This window comes from uncultured Planktomarina sp., from assembly GCA_943788425.1.
GTDB lineage: Bacteria > Pseudomonadota > Alphaproteobacteria > Rhodobacterales > Rhodobacteraceae > Planktomarina.
This window is the reverse complement of record CALSQF010000019.1, coordinates 1-15,614: the sequence shown is the minus strand read 5'-3', so window position 1 is coordinate 15,614 and position 15,614 is coordinate 1. Positions and strand designations below refer to the sequence as shown.

The window sequence follows — 15,614 nt, the reverse complement described above, 5'->3', positions numbered from 1 at the left end:
AGGCCAAAATATCAAGTGCGCGAAGGGTAATATCGCGCGCTGAGCCTAAAGGTGTTGCCACAAGGTATAAGCCGGGCTCCAACTTCATCAAATTATGATTCACCTCTGGACCCCTTTGTGGATTGCCATAAAATGCAGCTAACACAGATCTAACAATCTCTGAAGGGCGCTTTGACAATGAATTTTCTAATCCCATCACTGTCGCAACTGCGCGGCGTGGCCGTATTGGCCTTTTGTACATCAGTGCTGCTGACCGCCTGTGTTGCCCCTTCAGGCGGTCCGATGTCGGGGGGTGGCCTCCGGCTTGACGGCAGCAAAACAGTGCAAGTCGCAGTGCTCTTGCCGCTCACAGCGGCGGATGAACGGGTGCAAGAATTGGCGCTCTCCGCAGAGCAAGCGGCGCGTATGGCCATGTCTGATCTGAAAGGCCGGGTCGACATGCAGATGCAAGTCTACGACACGGCAGGGCTTGAGACCCAGGCGGCGGAAATGGCGCAACTTGCGGTCCAAGAGGGCGCGCAGGTGATCGTAGGTCCGCTTTATGCCGGTGCGGCCAATGCGGCGGGACTGGCAGTGGCCGGCAGCGGTGTCAGCGTTTTATCCCTATCGAATAATATCGAGATTGCAGGCGGCAATGTCTATGTTTTAGGCCATACGTTTCAGAACACAGCCGAGCATTTGGTGGCCTACGCAACGGAGCAGGGAAAATCACGCGCGCTTTTGGTGCATGCCAACACCGTGCCGGGGCAAGCTGGCCGCGACGCCCTAGAGCAAGCCTTGGAGGCGCAGGGCAGTTTCGTCGCCGGTGTCGAGGGGTATGAATTTACCCAGCAGGATTTGGTCGAGGCCATGAGCCGCGTGGCCGAACGCAATGATGTCATCGACGCTGATATCGTATTTTTGACCGCCGATTATGACGGTGGGTTGCCCTTGATTGCGCAATTGCTGCCAGAGGCCGGGGTGGATCCGCAGATGGTGCAATATGCCGGTTTGGCGCAGTGGGACGCTTTGCCCTCCGCTTTTCATTTGCCCGCGATTCAAGGCGGATGGTTCGCCATGCCAAGTCCGCAGCGCAGTGAACAATTCAAAGCGCGCTTTCAATTCGTTTATGGCCGCGCGCCGCACCCTTTGGCGGCCATTGCCTATGACGGTGTGGCGGCGGTGGGTGCTTCGGTGGCCACGGGCAATCGCGATGCGTTGAACCGCCAGGGTTTGACCCTGACCAGCGGTTTTCAAGGCGCGGCCGGTATTTTTCGTTTGCGAGAAGATGGCACGGTTGAACGCGGCTTGGCGGTGGCCACCATTGAAGGCAATCAAGTCGTGGTGCTGTCGCCGGCTCCGCGCAGTTTTTCCAGTATCGGATTTTAGGCTTGGAGCTGTCCACCCTTCGGGCGCCCTCGGAGCTTATTCTGGAGGCGTCTGACATCTTTGATCGTGAGGATGTTGCAGCGCAGATTGAAAGCGCTGTGGCAGGTCTCAGCGATACGACGGCAATACGCGTGGCGGTGGTGGGCATCCTGCGCCAGAGCCGCGCTGCAGGGCTGGAACGGATTTCGGCCGCCTTCAAAGTGGCTCCTTTTGCATCGCAGGCCGCAACGGCGAGCTATTGCTATTTGACAGATTGCGCCGTGGCTGCAGCCTATGATGCGGCGCTGCGCTACCTGCATCCCCGGCAAGTTGCGACCACCTCTGAGCAACTGGCGATTGTGGCGGTCGGTGGCTATGGACGGGGCGGCATGGCGCCTTTCTCAGATGTCGATTTACTTTTTGTTATCCCCTATAAGATGACCGCTTGGGCCGAGAGCGTGATTGAAAGCCTGCTTTATGTGCTATGGGATTTGCGCCTTAAGGTGGGCCATGCCAGCCGCACGGTCCGTGATTGTCTTCGGCTTGCGCGGGAAGACTATACGATTCGCACATCTTTGGTTGAAATGCGGTTCTTGCTCGGTGATCATGAGGTGTTCCAGCAGCTGCAAACCCAGCTTCGGGAAAAGCTTTTTAAACTCACAGTGGGGGAATTTACCGAAGCCAAGCTTGCGGAACGTGAGGCGCGCCACCTCAAGCAGGGTGGTCAGAGGTATATGGTGGAGCCGAATGTCAAAGAGGGCAAGGGCGGGCTGCGGGACCTGCAATCGCTTTATTGGATTGAGAAATATATCAACGGCGTGTTTCATGCCGAGCAATTGGTTGAAGCAGGCGTGTTCAGCGCCGAAGAGTTCGCAACATTTGAGGCCGCGCAGAATTTTCTCTGGGCTGTGCGCTGTCATCTGCATTTGATTGCCAATCGCGCTATGGACCAGCTGACCTTTGAGTTGCAGGTCGCGGTCGCTGAGGCCATGGGGTACCGAGACCGCGGCGGGCGGCGGGCCGTGGAGCATTTCATGCAGGCCTATTTCCGCCACGCGACAAAAGTTGGGGAATTGACCCGTATTTTCCTAACCGCCCTTGAGGCTGCGCAGATGAAGAAAGAGCCAGTCGTGCTGCGTGTTTTGCGCCGAAAACCAAAGTTGAAACCTGGCTTTTGCGTGCTGCAAAACCGCTTGGCCCTTTCCGATCCAGAAGCGTTTTTAAAAGATAAAATGAACCTGCTTCGGTTGTTTGAGGAGGCGATGCGCACGGGGCTTTTGATCCATCCCAATGCCATGCGCCTTTTGTCGGCGAACCTGCATTTGATAGATGGGTCGATGCGCAAGTCGGATGAGGCCGTTCGAATTTTTACCGATATTCTTCTGAAGCACGGCAATCCTGAGCGGGGATTGCGGCGGATGAATGAGCTGGGCGTTTTAGCGGCATTTATTCCTGAGTTTGAACCGATTGTCGCTATGATGCAGTTTAACATGTATCACTCCTACACGGTTGATGAGCACACCATTCAAACGATCAGCCATCTGGCTGCGATAGAGCGCAGGGAATTGATTGAGGAGCTGCCGGTCGCCAGCGGGATATTGGCTGAGGGGCTGAACCGAAAAGTGCTCTATGTGGCACTGCTGCTGCATGATATTGGTAAGGGGCGGCCCGAAGATCATTCGGTACTTGGTGCGAAAATTGCCCGTGAAGTTGCGCCACGTTTGGGGCTCAAGCCACGGGAAGTGGAGACGGTCGAGTGGCTGGTGCGGCACCATCTTTTGATGTCCGATATGGCGCAAAAACGTGATATTGCCGATCCGCGCACCGTGCGGGATTTCGCTAAAGCTGTGCAATCGGTCAAGCGGCTGGATCTTTTGACGGTTTTAACCGTCTGTGACATTTCAGGCGTGGGCCCTGGCGTATGGAACAATTGGAAAGCTGTGCTGATCCGCGCGTTGTACCGGCAAACTAAAAAGGCGCTGGAGACCGGGCTGGAAGATCTCAACCGGGAAAACCGCGGCACGGAGGCCAAGAAAAACCTACGCAAAGCGCTTCCCGATTGGTCCAAAGTGGCGCTGCGCCATGAAACGAACCGCCACTACCCGCCTTATTGGCAAGGTCTGCATGTCACCGCACATCAAATTTTTGCCCGGCTGCTTTTGGATATTCCAGATGATGAAATCCGGATGGATTTACAGCCTGATGAAGATCGCGACGCGACCCGGATTTGCTTTGCAATGGCCGATCACCCGGGGGTGTTCAGCCGAATTTGTGGCGCTTTGGCCTTGAGCGGGGCAAATGTGGTCGATGCGCGCACTTTCACCAGCAAGGACGGATACGCCACTGCTGTCTTTTGGGTGCAGGATGCGGAAGGTCATCCCTATAAGGACCTGCGACTTGGCCGTTTGCAAAAGATGATTAATGAGACCTTGCAAGGCACGCTTGTTGCCCGCGAGGCCATTCAATCGCGTGATAAAATCAAAAAACGTGAACGGGCGTTTCAGGTGCCCACTTCGATCAGTTTTGACAACGAAGGCTCTGAAATCTATACGATCATTGAGGTCGATACGCGTGACCGATTGGGCTTATTATATGATCTGACCCGCACATTAGCCGCAGCCAATGTGAATATCTCTAGCGCGGTGATTGCCACCTATGGTGAACAGGTGGTTGATACGTTCTACGTCAAAGACATGTTTGGGCTGAAGCTGCACGCCAAGGCCAAGCGGGACAGTTTGGAGCAAAAACTACGGGATGCCTTGAAGCAAGGTGCGACGAGGGCGCTCTCATGACGATGATGCGGGGGTTCTTTACGGTCGGGTTTTGGACCTTGGTGTCGCGCGTAATGGGATTTTTGCGCGATGTTTTGATTGCTGGCGCTCTTGGGGCCTCCCCGGTGGCAGAGGCGTTTTTCCTGGCATTTTCTTTGCCAAATCTGTTTCGTAGGTTTTTTGCTGAAGGGGCATTTAATATCGCCTTCGTGCCAATGTTTTCCAAAAAGCTGGCTGCGGGTGATGACCCGCTTACCTTTGCGCGGGATGCGTTGTCCATGTTGGCGCTGGTGCTGATTGGGCTGAACGCGCTGGCCATGCTGGCGATGCCCTATTTGGTTTGGGCCATGGCAAGTGGCTTTGTGGGCGACGAACGCTTTGATCTCACTGTGTTGTTTGGCCGAATTGCCTTTCCCTATATTCTTTTCATTTCGCTCGCCGCTTTGATTTCAGGTGTGCTCAATTCCGCCGGGCGGTTCGTGGCGGCTGCGGCTGCGCCTGTTTTGCTGAATATTTGCTTTATTCTGGCGCTGTTTGCGGCGCAACGGTTGGGCTGGGATATTGGTTTGACGTTGGCGTGGAGCGTGCCTGTGGCTGGGATTGCGCAATTGGCTGTGCTTTGGATTGCTGCGCTCCGGGCTGGGTTTAAGGTGTTGCCGCGCTGGCCGAAAATGACACCAGAGCTTAAACGCTTGGCGATGATCGCCGCCCCTGCCGCGCTGGCTGGCGGGGTTGTGCAGGTCAATTTGCTGGTCGGTCGGCAGATTGCCAGTTATTTTGAAGGGGCGAACGCCTGGCTTTATTATGCTGATCGCTTGTATCAATTGCCGCTTGGTGTGGTGGGGGTTGCCATTGGCATCGTGCTTTTGCCGGATCTGTCGCGGCGGCTGCGCATTGGCGATGAAGCCGGTGGGCAGGCGGCGTTCAACCGCGCAGCAGAGCTGGCTTTGCTGTTGACCATTCCTTGCACGGTGGCTCTTATTGTCATCCCTTCAGCATTGGTCTCGGTCTTGTTTGAACGGGGGGCGTTCCTGGCCAGCGACACACAAGCCACGGCCTTGGCCACTGCGATCTACGGCTTGGGCTTGCCGGCTTTTGTTTTGCAAAAGCTCTATCAGCCGGTGTACTTCGCCCGCGAAGATACGCGATCCCCGTTTAACTTTGCCCTGGTGGCGTTGGCGGTAAATGCGCTGGTTGCAATTGGTTTGAGCCGATATATTGGTTTTACGGCCTCCGCCTATGGGGCAACCTGCGCCGGTTGGGCGATGCTGGGCTGCCTTTGGTGGCGCGCGCGGCGGTTTGGCCCGGCGGCACGCTGGGACGCGCAGTTGCGCAATAGGTCTTTGCGCATTTTTCTGGCCAGCTTGGGCATGGGCGTGATCGTTTGGATCACTTCCCGGGCTGTGGAACCTGTTCTGCAAATGGAGGGTCTGCGCGTGCTCGGTTTGATTTTGATCTTATTGGTGGCGGGGGGCAGCTACATTATGGCCGGTCGCCTGCTTGGGGCCTTTAGCCTTGCTGAATTGCGCCAAATGATGCGCCAGGCCGATTGATCACTGACGCCGAAACTTTGCCATAAGACTGGCAAGCCCGCCGGGCTGAATTAATGCGGCAGAGATAAATCCGGCCACAGCCGCACAGAGCTCAGCGACCCAAATCGGCGGTCCGCTGCTGAACAAAGACAAGCTGATGTTGATGGCCATTAAGAGTCCGAGCAGGCGAAAGGCGCGCAATTGGTGACTCAACAGGCCTTGAGCACGGCTAAATAAGACGAAACTAAACCCGCCTATTAGCCCATAGGCAGGCGGGTAGCCGCCAAAGAGCGGATAGGTGCTTGACGTGAACTGCGCGTATCCAAGGGCGGCAAACACCGACGAGATGCCGAAAATCGCGAAAACCGCCGTGTTGCCCAAGATTTCACCAACGAATTTTCCTAAGGCCAAGATCAATACCGAGGCTAAAATCGACTGCATGACTGCGGCATGAACGAAGGGGTAAGTGAACATGCGCCAAAATAATTCGGGTTGCCAAATACCAGCTGATAAAGCGCGTTCAAAACCCTCGGGCAGGAAAGCAAATTGCCGTATCAAACCGATGCGGGCATCAAATTGCCCCCACAGCTGCGCCTCCGCTCCTGCGATATAGGCCTCGCCCAGGACCACCGCCAAAAACAGGACAATCACCACGGGCGGCAGGGGATTGACGGCGGGAGGTGGGGAGTCGGACATGGTGTGCTTCCTTGACGGCTTCGGCCTTGCTCATTATGCGATGTGAATACTAAATTCTAGAGCCGAGGCCCTTATGACCGAAAAGTTTGTTCCACGCGTATTTTCAGGCATCCAACCCTCTGGTGGGCTGACTTTGGGCAATTACCTGGGCGCAATGAAGCGATTTGTGGATATGCAAGCGGATGGTGGATTTGAAACTGTCTATTGCATGGTTGATCTACATGCGATCACTGTCTGGCAGGATCCAGCGGATTTGCGCCGCAACACCCGCGAACTTTGCGCCGGGTTTATTGCGGCGGGAATTGATCCCGAAAAATCAATCCTGTTCAATCAAAGTCAAGTTCCAGAACATGTGCAGCTGGGCTGGATTTTCAATTGTGTCGCGCGCATGGGCTGGATGAAGCGCATGACGCAGTGGAAAGATAAAGCGGGTAAAAACAGTGAGAATGCCTCGCTGGGTCTTTTCGGCTATCCGGCTTTGATGGCAGCGGATATTTTGATCTATCACGCCACCCATGTGCCCGTGGGCGAAGATCAAAAGCAGCACCTCGAACTGACGCGCGATATTGCGACGAAGTTTAACAATGATTTTGGCGTCGATTTCTTCCCGATCCCGGAACCGGTGATTGAGGGGGCGGCGACGCGGGTTATGAGCCTGCGCGATGGGACAAGGAAAATGTCAAAGTCAGATCCCAGTGACATGAGCCGATTGAATATGACCGATGATGCGGATGCTTTGGCCAAGAAAATCAAAAAGGCGAAAACTGATGCAGACCCTTTGCCTGAAACGCTGGAGGGTTTGGACGGCCGGCCGGAGGCGCGCAATTTGGTCAATATCTATGCGGCGCTCAATGAGATGACACCGCAGGCCGTGGTCGATGAATTTGCCGGACAGCAATTTGGATCCTTCAAGCCAAAGCTGGCAGACTTGGCTGTCTCAAAGCTGGCTCCGATTTCCAGCGAAATGTCGCGCCTCATGCAAGAGCCTGATGAGATTGACCGGATCTTGGCCCGGGGTGCTGAGCGTGGCCGGGCATTGGCCGCTCCTATCTTGCAAAAAACCTACGACATCGTTGGCATGTTGCGCTAGCACGTTAATTTGACGCTGCGGGGCTGGCCTATGGGATTGGGTCTGTGGGCCGCGAACCCCTTGCGGGCCAGAGGCCATATTATTTAATCGGTGCCGTAATTTGACGTTGCGGGCGGGCGCTGCTCCGGGCATGATGCGGATCGAATGGAGGCCCGTGATGCGTAAATTTATGGTTGTGCTGGACAATTCTACGGAATGTTTGAACGCGATGCGCTTTGCGGCGATGCGGGCGCAAAACACCGGGGCGCGGGTCGAAATTCTCGCGGTTATTCCGCCTGAGGAATTCAATCATTGGATCGGTGTTGGCGAAATAATGCGCGAGGAGGCCCGCGCGCGGATTGAGGCGCATTATGAGGTCTTTGCTAAGTGGATGCGCGAGAAACATGGGGTTGATCCGGAGCTGGTGATTCGCGAAGGCGAGATGGTTCCGGAGATTTTGTCGCAAATTCGCGAGGATGCCGAAGTGGATATTTTGGTTTTGGGCGCGGCGACAGATCGCAAAGGGCCGGGGCCCTTGGTCACTCAACTGTCAAAATCTTCTGGCAGTTTGGATGTGCCGATTGTGATTGTGCCCGGCTCCTTAAGCAAAGAACAATTGGAAGCTTTGAGCTAGGGCAGCTCGAAGTTAGAATAATTCTAAAAACTTGACATGGAACCGGCCGTAGAACATATTTGCGGTGCGACAACCGGAAGGCAGCTTTATGTTCATTCAAACTGAGAGTACCCCAAACCCTGCAACGCTGAAATTTTTGCCTGGGCAATCTGTTATGGACATGGGCACCGCGGATTTCCCATCGGCCGAGAGCGCCTCTGCCAGCCCCTTGGCGCAGCGATTGTTCGCTGTCGCGGGCACGACAGGTGTGTTTTTGGGTTCGGATTTTGTCACAGTGACCAAAACCGATGAAACGGAGTGGGACCATATCAAACCGGCGTTGTTGGGCGCGATAATGGAGCATTTCCAATCGGGCGCACCGGTCCTGTCGGACGGTCAATCTGGCGCGGTTGCGCAGGGCGATTATGATGCGGCCGATGAATCCATTGTGGTTCAGATCAAAGAGCTTCTGGACACGCGCGTGCGCCCGGCTGTGGCGCAAGATGGTGGTGATATCACCTTTCACGGCTTTGATCGTGGTATTGTTTACCTTCATATGAAAGGCGCCTGTGCTGGTTGCCCCTCGTCGACTTTGACATTGAAAATGGGCATCGAGAACTTGCTGCGTCATTATATTCCCGAAGTGGTCGAAGTGCGCCCTGTTGCCGCCTAAAACGCCCGTATCGGCAGAGGATTTCGCGCGAATTCATCGCTCTGCCTTTGTAACCTCACGCCCGTGGTCCATGGATGAGTTTCAAGGTCTCATGGAGCAACCAGGCGTTCATATGAGCGCGGTGCCTGACTGTTTTGCTCTGGGGCGTTTGGTTCTTGATGAGGTGGAAATACTTACCGTTGCCTGCGCCGCTGGGGCGCAAAGGCAAGGATTGGCGCGGCGCGCGATGTTGGCGCTTATCGAGACGTCAGCGGATTTGGGCGCGCGTTCAATCTTTTTAGAAGTGGCGGCGGACAATGCGCCGGCCCTTGGGCTTTATAAGAGCTTAGACTTTGAGCAGGTCAGCCGACGTGCCCAATATTATCAGCGGCGCGATGGCACGAAATGCGACGCATTGATTTTTCGTAAATTATTGAGTTAGATGGCTTATCTTTTAATCGCGGTGAGAGTGATGCGACGCTCGACGATGATTTTCTTAATAAATGCATAAATTTATATTGACGCTCCCTTGGCAGACCGGGCTAACTTAGTCATGATCGATGGATCTGCTTGCTTTTGACCCGAAGGATTCTGTCCCTTGGGTTGTCGCTATTTAAGGGAGACTCTTATGAGCTTTATGAAAACTATTCTTGGCAGCGCCGCTGCTGCGGCTTTGAGCGCCACCGCTGCATTGGCCGACCCCGCTATTATCTTTGATCTTGGTGGAAAATTTGACAAATCCTTCAACGAGGCTGCTTTCCAGGGCGCGCAGCGCTGGGCCGATGAAACTGGTGGATCTTTCCGCGAGATTGAGCTGCAAAATGAAGCCCAGCGCGAACAAGCTTTGCGGCGCTTTGCTGAAGCTGGCTCCAACCCGATCGTCATGGCTGGTTTTGCCTTTGCCGATGCTCTGAGCAAAGTGGCGCCAGATTACCCTGATACAAAATTTGCCGTTATCGATGTCAACTGGTTGAGCATGCCCAACGTACGCGGCATTGGTTTTAACGAGCATGAAGGCTCCTATCTTGTTGGTATGCTGGCCGCTCAAGCCTCGGCAACGGGCACGGTCGGCTTTGTTGGTGGCATGGATATTCCATTGATCCGCCGCTTCGGATGTGGCTTTGCGCAGGGCGTAAAGGCGGTCAACGCGGATGCTACAATCATTGCCAATATGACCGGTACAACTCCGGCCGCATGGAATGATCCGGTTAAAGGCTCTGAGCTGACCAAAGCGCAGATCAGCCAAGGTGCGGATGTGGTCTTTGCCGCGGCTGGTGGTACAGGCGTTGGCGTTCTGCAAACAGCGGCTGATGAGGGTATTTTGTCCATCGGTGTCGACAGCAACCAAAACTATATGCACCCGGGTAAGGTTTTGACCTCCATGCTCAAGCGCGTGGACAATGCGGTTTACGAAGCCTTCAGCCAAGGCGATGCGCTTGAAACAGGCAATTTCCAAATGGGCGTAGCCAACGGTGGCGTCGGTTATGCCTTGGATGAGTTCAACGCGTCTTTGGTGTCTGCAGATATGCAAAGCGCTGTGGATGCGGCGGCGTCAGCCATTACGGCCGGTACATTGTCCGTGCATGATTATACGTCTGACGAAACCTGCCCCGCATTGTCCTTCTAAAGGACCTGCGAACAGGCCAAAATGACGAGGCCGCGCCATTAAGTTGGCGCGGCCTTTGTTGACAAAGGGATTTTGATGAGCCAGCCAGCGATTGAATTAAAGGGTATTTCCAAGGCCTTTGGGCCCGTGCAGGCCAATAAAGACATCTCAATCCGTGTCATGCCTGGAACCATTCACGGCATTATCGGCGAGAATGGAGCAGGCAAATCAACACTGATGTCAATCCTTTATGGATTTTACAAAGCGGACGCTGGGGAAATCTTTATCTCGGGTCAAAAAACTGCGATCCCAGACAGCCAGGCTGCGATTTCGGCGGGCATCGGCATGGTGTTCCAGCACTTTAAACTGGTTGAAAATTTTACCGTGCTTGAGAATATTGTCCTGGGTGCGGAAAGCGGGGCGTTTTTGGCGCCCTCTCTGCGCAAGGCGCGGGCGGAATTGGCCGAACTGGCGGCGGAATACGAGCTGAATGTGGATCCTGATGCGGTGATCGAGGAGATCGGCGTGGGCATGCAGCAGCGGGTCGAGATCCTCAAAGCGTTGTATCGCCGGGCCAATATATTGATCTTAGATGAACCCACCGGGGTTTTGACCCCGACGGAAGCCGATCAGTTGTTTCGTATTTTGGGGCGCCTGCGCGAAGAAGGTAAAACCATCATTCTCATCACCCATAAATTGCGGGAGATTATGGATATCACCGACACGGTCAGCGTGATGCGGCGCGGTGAGATGACGGCGACAGTGAAGACCTCGCAAACCAGCCCTGAAAACTTGGCGGAATTGATGGTCGGGCGGAAGGTCTTGCTGCGGGTCGATAAAGCGCCTGCTCAACCAAAACAACACGTGCTGGAGATCACCGACCTGAATGTGGTGGATGATGCCGGGGTCGCGCGGTTGACGGATGTGAGCCTTTCGCTGCGTGCTGGTGAAATTCTTGGCATTGCTGGGGTGGCCGGCAATGGGCAGTCCGAATTGCTGGAAGTTCTGGGGGGCTACCAAAGCGCCACGGGCTCGGTGAAAGTGAACGGCGCTGCCTTGGATTTGACGGGCGCGGATAGCGATGGACAATCCAGGCGGGCCAATGGCATTGCCCATGTGCCCGAGGATCGCCAACGCGAAGGTCTGATCATGGACTTTACGGCCTGGGAAAACGCTGTGTTCGGCTATCACCGCGATCCGGCGCACCAGTCCAATCGCTTTTTTATGGACAACGCGGCGATCAAGGCGGAGACCGCTGCGAAAATGCAACGCTTCGATGTGCGCCCGCCCAATCCTAATTTGACGGCTCAAAACTTCTCTGGTGGCAATCAACAGAAGATTGTTCTTGCGCGTGAGATTGAGCGCAATCCCGACTTGCTTTTGATCGGACAACCCACACGCGGGGTCGATATTGGCGCCATTGAATTTATCCATCAACAAATTGTTGCGCTGCGCGATCAGGGCAAGGCGATCTTGCTGGTTTCTGTGGAGCTTGACGAAATTCTCTCGCTCTCTGACCGCGTCGCGGTGATGTTTGACGGCCAGATCATGGGCGAACGTGATCCGGCGAAAACCAATGAAAAAGAGCTTGGCCTTTTAATGGCCGGTGTGACAGGGGAGGCCTCCTCGTGAGTCTGAGCCAAACTGCCGTGCAAAACTGTGGAGCGCAATGATGGATGTAATGCCAAAATGGGCTGATGTGGTTCTTGTCCCTCTGATTTCGCTGATCATCGCCGCGCTTTTGTCGGCTTTATTGATCTTGGCCATCGGTGAAAGCCCTGTTGCCGCGCTCAAGCTTATGATCGAGGGCACGCTGCTGCGATCTTCGGGATGGGGCTATATGCTCTATTACACCACCAACTTTATCTTCACTGGGCTTGCGGTCTCTGTGGCGTTTCACGCCGCCTTATTCAACATTGGCGGTGAAGGGCAAGCAATGATGGGCGGTCTTGGTGTGGCGCTGGTCTGCCTGTTCATCCCATGGCCGCATTGGAGCTTTGCAATCATTGGCGCCTCACTTGGTGCAGCCGTCTTTGGTATGATCTGGGCTGGGCTGCCGGCCTATTTGCAGGCCAAACGCGGCAGTCACATCGTCATCACAACCATCATGTTCAATTTCATTGCGGCAGGCGTTTTAAATTTTTTCTTGGTCGGTGCGCTAAAGCCTAAGGGCAGCATGGATCCGGCCACAGCAAACTTCCCAGCCAGCACCCATTTGCCAACCTTTGAGGATATGGCCAGTCTCATGGGATTTGAAAAAATGTTTCGCGCTGCCCCGGCGAATGTGAGCTTTTTCCTCGCATTGGTGGCCTGTGTTTTGGTTTGGTTTTTAATTTGGCGCACGCCTCTGGGCTATGAAATTCGCGCTATGGGAAAATCTGAACCTGCAGCGCGCTATGCAGGGATTGGCTCGGTGAAAATCATTATGGTGGCCATGATGATATCGGGCGCTTTGTCAGGCATGATGGCCATCAATACAACGCAGGGTGAAAGTGAGCGGTTGATTTTGAACTTCACCGAAGGGGCTGGCTTTATCGGTATCGCTGTGGCCTTGATGGGTCGCAGTCACCCGCTTGGGGTGTTGCTTGCCGCATTGCTTTTTGGCTTTTTGTACCAAGGCGGCGCGGAGTTGGCGCTCTGGACGAAAATTCCGCGGGAGTTGATTGTGGTGATCCAGGCCTTGGTGATTTTGTTCACTGGCGCTCTGAGCTTAATGGTTCGAGGCCCGCTTGAGCGCTTGTTTTTAAGCCTGCGGCGGAGAGGGTAGAGGCTATGGATTTTCTCACGCTCTTACAAGTTTTAGACAGCTCCCTGCGTTTGGCCACGCCGCTGCTACTGGCCTGCCTTGCTGGATTGTTTTCGGAGCGCGCTGGTATTTTTGACATTGGCCTTGAAGGAAAAATGCTGGCAGCGGCTTTTTTATCGGCGGCGATTGCCGCAACCACTGGATCGGTCTGGTTGGGGCTTTTGGCTGGGATTGGCGCCGCGCTGTTGCTGTCTGCCATTCATGGGCTGGCCTCGATCACCCTGCGCGGCGATCAAATCATTTCTGGCGTTGCGATCAACTTTTTGGCCGCCGGATTAACGGTGGTGATTTCGCAAGATTGGTTTGGCCAAGGCGGGCGCACGCCGCCGCTCCTCTCTGGCGGACGTTTTGAACCCCTGAGCCTGCCTGGTGCCGTGCCGGCGAAAGAAATTTCGCAGGCTGGGCCTTTCATGCAGCTCTATTCCGAGCTGTTTTCAGGGCATTCCTTGCTGGTCTATGTGGCGCTTTTGATGGTGCCATTGACGTGGTTTGTTTTATATAAAACCCGCTTTGGCTTGCGCTTGCGCGCTGTAGGAGAAAACCCGGCTGCGGTGGATACGGCGGGGATTTCTGTCGTGGGTCTGCGTTACGCCGCGGTTGGCATCTGCGGAGTTTTATGTGGGATTGCTGGAGCCTACATGGCCACGGCTTTGCAAGCCGGTTTTGTCAAAGATATGTCTGCTGGCCGCGGGTTCATCGCTCTGGCTGCTTTGATCTTCGCCAAGTGGCGGCCATGGTATGCGCTGGGTGCCTGTTTGTTGTTTGGGTTTTTCTTTGCGGTCGACAACCGCTTCCAAAACATCCTCCTGCCGGCTTGGGCGATGAGCGGGGTGCTTTTGGCGCTTGGATGTGGCCTTTTCGCCTATGTGCGAAACAAAACCTTGCTTGATCGCATCGTTTTGGGAGGTCTGGGCTTGGGGCTTGCGATTGTGGCGACCTTGATAACCTTGAGCAATTTGAACGCAGGTCTGGGCAGTATGATCAAGATTCCGGTGGTTTTCATCCAATCGCTGCCCTATGTGCTGACTGTCGTGGTCCTCGCAGGCTTCGTTGGCAAAGCGATTCCGCCGCGTTCTGGTGGGGTGGCTTACGTCAAAGAGAAATAAGGCCAAATTTTAGGTGATGATAAGGCCAAATGCGCGTTTTGAGCGCAGATTTCGCACCGCACCCTTGCAAGCCCTTGCCGGAGCCCAGCGTTAGGGCTATGCGGCGCCATGTATATCTATCTGCCCATTGCTGAAGTCTCTGTGAACGCTTTTCTCCTGCTGGGTCTCGGCGGGATGGTCGGGATCCTGTCTGGCATGTTCGGCGTTGGCGGTGGCTTCTTGATGACACCGCTGTTGTTTTTTATAGGCATCCCCCCTGCGGTGGCTGTTGCGACCGAAGCCAATCAGATTGTGGCCTCTTCGTTTTCGGGCGTGTTGGCGCATGTGAAACGCAAGACGGTGGATTTCAAAATGGGCGGTGTGCTGCTCATCGGCGGGTTGGTCGGTGCTGCGCTTGGGGTGGTTGTGTTCAATTACCTCAAAAGTTTGGGCCAAGTCGATCTCCTGGTTAAATTGTGTTATGTGCTGTTTTTGGGGGTCGTTGGCAGCTTAATGTTCGCCGAAAGCCTGCGCGCGCTGCGCAAATCGAAACAGGTGACCGTGGCCAAGCCGCGCAAAAAACGCGGTTTGGTGCATGCTTTGCCGTTTAAAATGCGGTTCCGGGTGTCGGGTCTGTACATCTCCATAATCCCACCCATCGTTGTCGGCGTTGCCGTTGGAGTCTTGGCGGCGATCATGGGCGTGGGCGGTGGTTTCGTGATGGTTCCGGCGATGATTTACCTGCTGGGTATGCCAACAAAAGTTGTGGTGGGCACATCGCTGTTTCAGATCATTTTCGTGACGGCGTTTACCACTATGCTGCACGCCACCACCAATTACACGGTGGATATGGTGCTGGCGGTATTGCTCTTGATCGGAGGGGTGATCGGCGCACAATTCGGAACGATGATTGGCGCCAAGCTCAAAGCAGAGCAGCTGCGCATCCTTCTTGCGCTCATGGTGCTACTTGTTTGCGCCAAGCTGGCGTTTGACCTGATTGTGGAACCCTCCGAGCTGTTCAGCCTCGGCGTTGCGGGAGGCCATTGATGCAAGGTTTTTTCGCAAGAGTTCTTCTCGTCCTGCTAGCCCTGGCTGGCCCGGTTTCGGCACAGGACATTGTTCTGGGCATGTCGAAAAACGAAATCGGCATCACTGCGTTTTTTAATGGATCGGAGATCTTAATCTTCGGTGCCCTGAAACATGAAAATGCGGCCAGTTCGGCCGGTGATCTCGATGTTGTAGTCACCATCGCCAGTCCACGCGACCCGGTCACGGTGCGCCGTAAGGACAAACGCTTGGGGATCTGGGTCAATGTTGAGGCTTTTGATGTCGATTTGGCGCCCAGTTTTTACGCTGTGGCCACGACCGGGCCCTTTGACCAAGTTGTCAGTGAGGCATCTGATCTGTGGCATCAAATCTCGGTGCGCCAGTTGATCC

At 54.9% G+C, this 15,614-nt stretch carries 14 protein-coding genes and 1 pseudogene; 13 read left to right on the top strand and 2 right to left on the bottom strand.

Features of this window, described 5'->3' with window-relative positions; genetic code table 11:
• A pseudogene (locus tag ABLW18_RS12675) lies at positions 1 to 103 on the bottom strand (rRNA (cytidine-2'-O-)-methyltransferase); the annotation flags it as partial.
• A gap of 74 nt (positions 104 to 177) precedes the next feature.
• Between ABLW18_RS12675 and ABLW18_RS12670 the strand changes: the two are divergent.
• From ABLW18_RS12670 to murJ, 3 genes are read left to right on the top strand one after another with little or no spacing between them, the layout of a single operon-like run.
• Positions 178 to 1,368, top strand: a complete 1,191-nt coding sequence (locus ABLW18_RS12670; RefSeq protein WP_347825146.1) for a penicillin-binding protein activator — start codon at positions 178 to 180, stop codon at positions 1,366 to 1,368.
• A 2-nt stretch (positions 1,369 to 1,370) separates the two neighbouring features.
• Positions 1,371 to 4,139: a [protein-PII] uridylyltransferase gene (locus ABLW18_RS12665; protein WP_347825145.1), complete on the top strand. Its 2,769-nt coding sequence runs from the start codon at positions 1,371 to 1,373 to the stop codon at positions 4,137 to 4,139.
• Positions 4,136 to 5,671 carry a murein biosynthesis integral membrane protein MurJ gene (murJ, locus tag ABLW18_RS12660; RefSeq protein WP_347825144.1) on the top strand — a complete coding sequence of 512 codons (1,536 nt, stop codon included), beginning with the start codon at positions 4,136 to 4,138 and terminating at the stop codon, positions 5,669 to 5,671. Before ABLW18_RS12665 ends, murJ begins: the two co-directional genes overlap by 4 nt.
• Here murJ and ABLW18_RS12655 read toward each other — a convergent pair whose 3' ends face one another.
• Complete coding sequence (locus tag ABLW18_RS12655) at positions 5,672 to 6,346, bottom strand: rhomboid family intramembrane serine protease (protein WP_347825143.1); 675 nt, start codon at positions 6,344 to 6,346, stop codon at positions 5,672 to 5,674. It abuts the gene before it with no gap.
• Positions 6,347 to 6,419: 73 nt separating this feature from the next.
• Here ABLW18_RS12655 and trpS point away from each other — a divergent pair, with 73 nt between their 5' ends.
• The 10 genes from trpS to ABLW18_RS12605 form a co-directional block, all read left to right on the top strand.
• Positions 6,420 to 7,436, top strand: coding sequence for a tryptophan--tRNA ligase (gene trpS, locus ABLW18_RS12650; RefSeq protein WP_347825142.1), 1,017 nt, complete (start codon positions 6,420 to 6,422; stop codon positions 7,434 to 7,436).
• 157 nt (positions 7,437 to 7,593) lie between these two features.
• The gene (locus ABLW18_RS12645) at positions 7,594 to 8,049 is read left to right on the top strand and encodes a universal stress protein (protein ID WP_347825141.1); all 456 of its coding nucleotides are present in this window, start codon (positions 7,594 to 7,596) and stop codon (positions 8,047 to 8,049) included.
• A gap of 88 nt (positions 8,050 to 8,137) precedes the next feature.
• On the top strand, positions 8,138 to 8,701 hold the full coding sequence (locus ABLW18_RS12640) for a NifU family protein (RefSeq protein ID WP_347823401.1): 564 nt from the start codon (positions 8,138 to 8,140) through the stop codon (positions 8,699 to 8,701).
• On the top strand, positions 8,691 to 9,122 hold the full coding sequence (locus ABLW18_RS12635) for a GNAT family N-acetyltransferase (RefSeq protein WP_347825140.1): 432 nt from the start codon (positions 8,691 to 8,693) through the stop codon (positions 9,120 to 9,122). The genes ABLW18_RS12640 and ABLW18_RS12635 overlap by 11 nt, the downstream gene beginning before the upstream one ends.
• Positions 9,123 to 9,308: 186 nt before the next feature.
• Positions 9,309 to 10,307, top strand: a complete 999-nt coding sequence (locus ABLW18_RS12630; protein WP_347825139.1) for a BMP family ABC transporter substrate-binding protein — start codon at positions 9,309 to 9,311, stop codon at positions 10,305 to 10,307.
• Between the two features lie 75 nt (positions 10,308 to 10,382).
• On the top strand, positions 10,383 to 11,918 hold the full coding sequence (locus ABLW18_RS12625) for an ABC transporter ATP-binding protein (RefSeq protein ID WP_347825138.1): 1,536 nt from the start codon (positions 10,383 to 10,385) through the stop codon (positions 11,916 to 11,918).
• A gap of 40 nt (positions 11,919 to 11,958) precedes the next feature.
• Positions 11,959 to 13,053, top strand: a complete 1,095-nt coding sequence (locus ABLW18_RS12620; RefSeq protein WP_347825147.1) for an ABC transporter permease — start codon at positions 11,959 to 11,961, stop codon at positions 13,051 to 13,053.
• Positions 13,054 to 13,058: 5 nt separating this feature from the next.
• A complete protein-coding gene (locus ABLW18_RS12615) occupies positions 13,059 to 14,198 on the top strand; it encodes an ABC transporter permease (protein WP_347825137.1) in 1,140 nt (379 codons plus the stop codon).
• A gap of 108 nt (positions 14,199 to 14,306) precedes the next feature.
• Positions 14,307 to 15,224 (top strand): sulfite exporter TauE/SafE family protein, encoded by a 918-nt coding sequence (locus ABLW18_RS12610; protein WP_347825136.1) that lies wholly within the window; start codon positions 14,307 to 14,309, stop codon positions 15,222 to 15,224.
• Positions 15,224 to 15,614: TIGR02186 family protein (locus ABLW18_RS12605; RefSeq protein ID WP_347825135.1), on the top strand; the 391-nt coding region annotated here is incomplete at its 3' end. The genes ABLW18_RS12610 and ABLW18_RS12605, both read left to right, overlap by 1 nt.

Bases quoted from the DNA above. Each gene is read 5' to 3' on its own strand.
- ABLW18_RS12670 (WP_347825146.1), top strand. From the start codon at position 178: ATGAATTTTCTAATCCCATCACTGTCGCAACTGCGCGGCGTGGCCGTA.
- murJ (WP_347825144.1), top strand. From the start codon at position 4,136: ATGACGATGATGCGGGGGTTCTTTACGGTCGGGTTTTGGACCTTGGTG.
- ABLW18_RS12655 (WP_347825143.1), bottom strand. From the start codon at position 6,346: ATGTCCGACTCCCCACCTCCCGCCGTCAATCCCCTGCCGCCCGTGGTG.
- trpS (WP_347825142.1), top strand. From the start codon at position 6,420: ATGACCGAAAAGTTTGTTCCACGCGTATTTTCAGGCATCCAACCCTCT.
- ABLW18_RS12645 (WP_347825141.1), top strand. From the start codon at position 7,594: ATGCGTAAATTTATGGTTGTGCTGGACAATTCTACGGAATGTTTGAAC.
- ABLW18_RS12640 (WP_347823401.1), top strand. From the start codon at position 8,138: ATGTTCATTCAAACTGAGAGTACCCCAAACCCTGCAACGCTGAAATTT.
- ABLW18_RS12630 (WP_347825139.1), top strand. From the start codon at position 9,309: ATGAGCTTTATGAAAACTATTCTTGGCAGCGCCGCTGCTGCGGCTTTG.
- ABLW18_RS12625 (WP_347825138.1), top strand. From the start codon at position 10,383: ATGAGCCAGCCAGCGATTGAATTAAAGGGTATTTCCAAGGCCTTTGGG.
- ABLW18_RS12620 (WP_347825147.1), top strand. From the start codon at position 11,959: ATGGATGTAATGCCAAAATGGGCTGATGTGGTTCTTGTCCCTCTGATT.
- ABLW18_RS12615 (WP_347825137.1), top strand. From the start codon at position 13,059: ATGGATTTTCTCACGCTCTTACAAGTTTTAGACAGCTCCCTGCGTTTG.
- ABLW18_RS12610 (WP_347825136.1), top strand. From the start codon at position 14,307: ATGTATATCTATCTGCCCATTGCTGAAGTCTCTGTGAACGCTTTTCTC.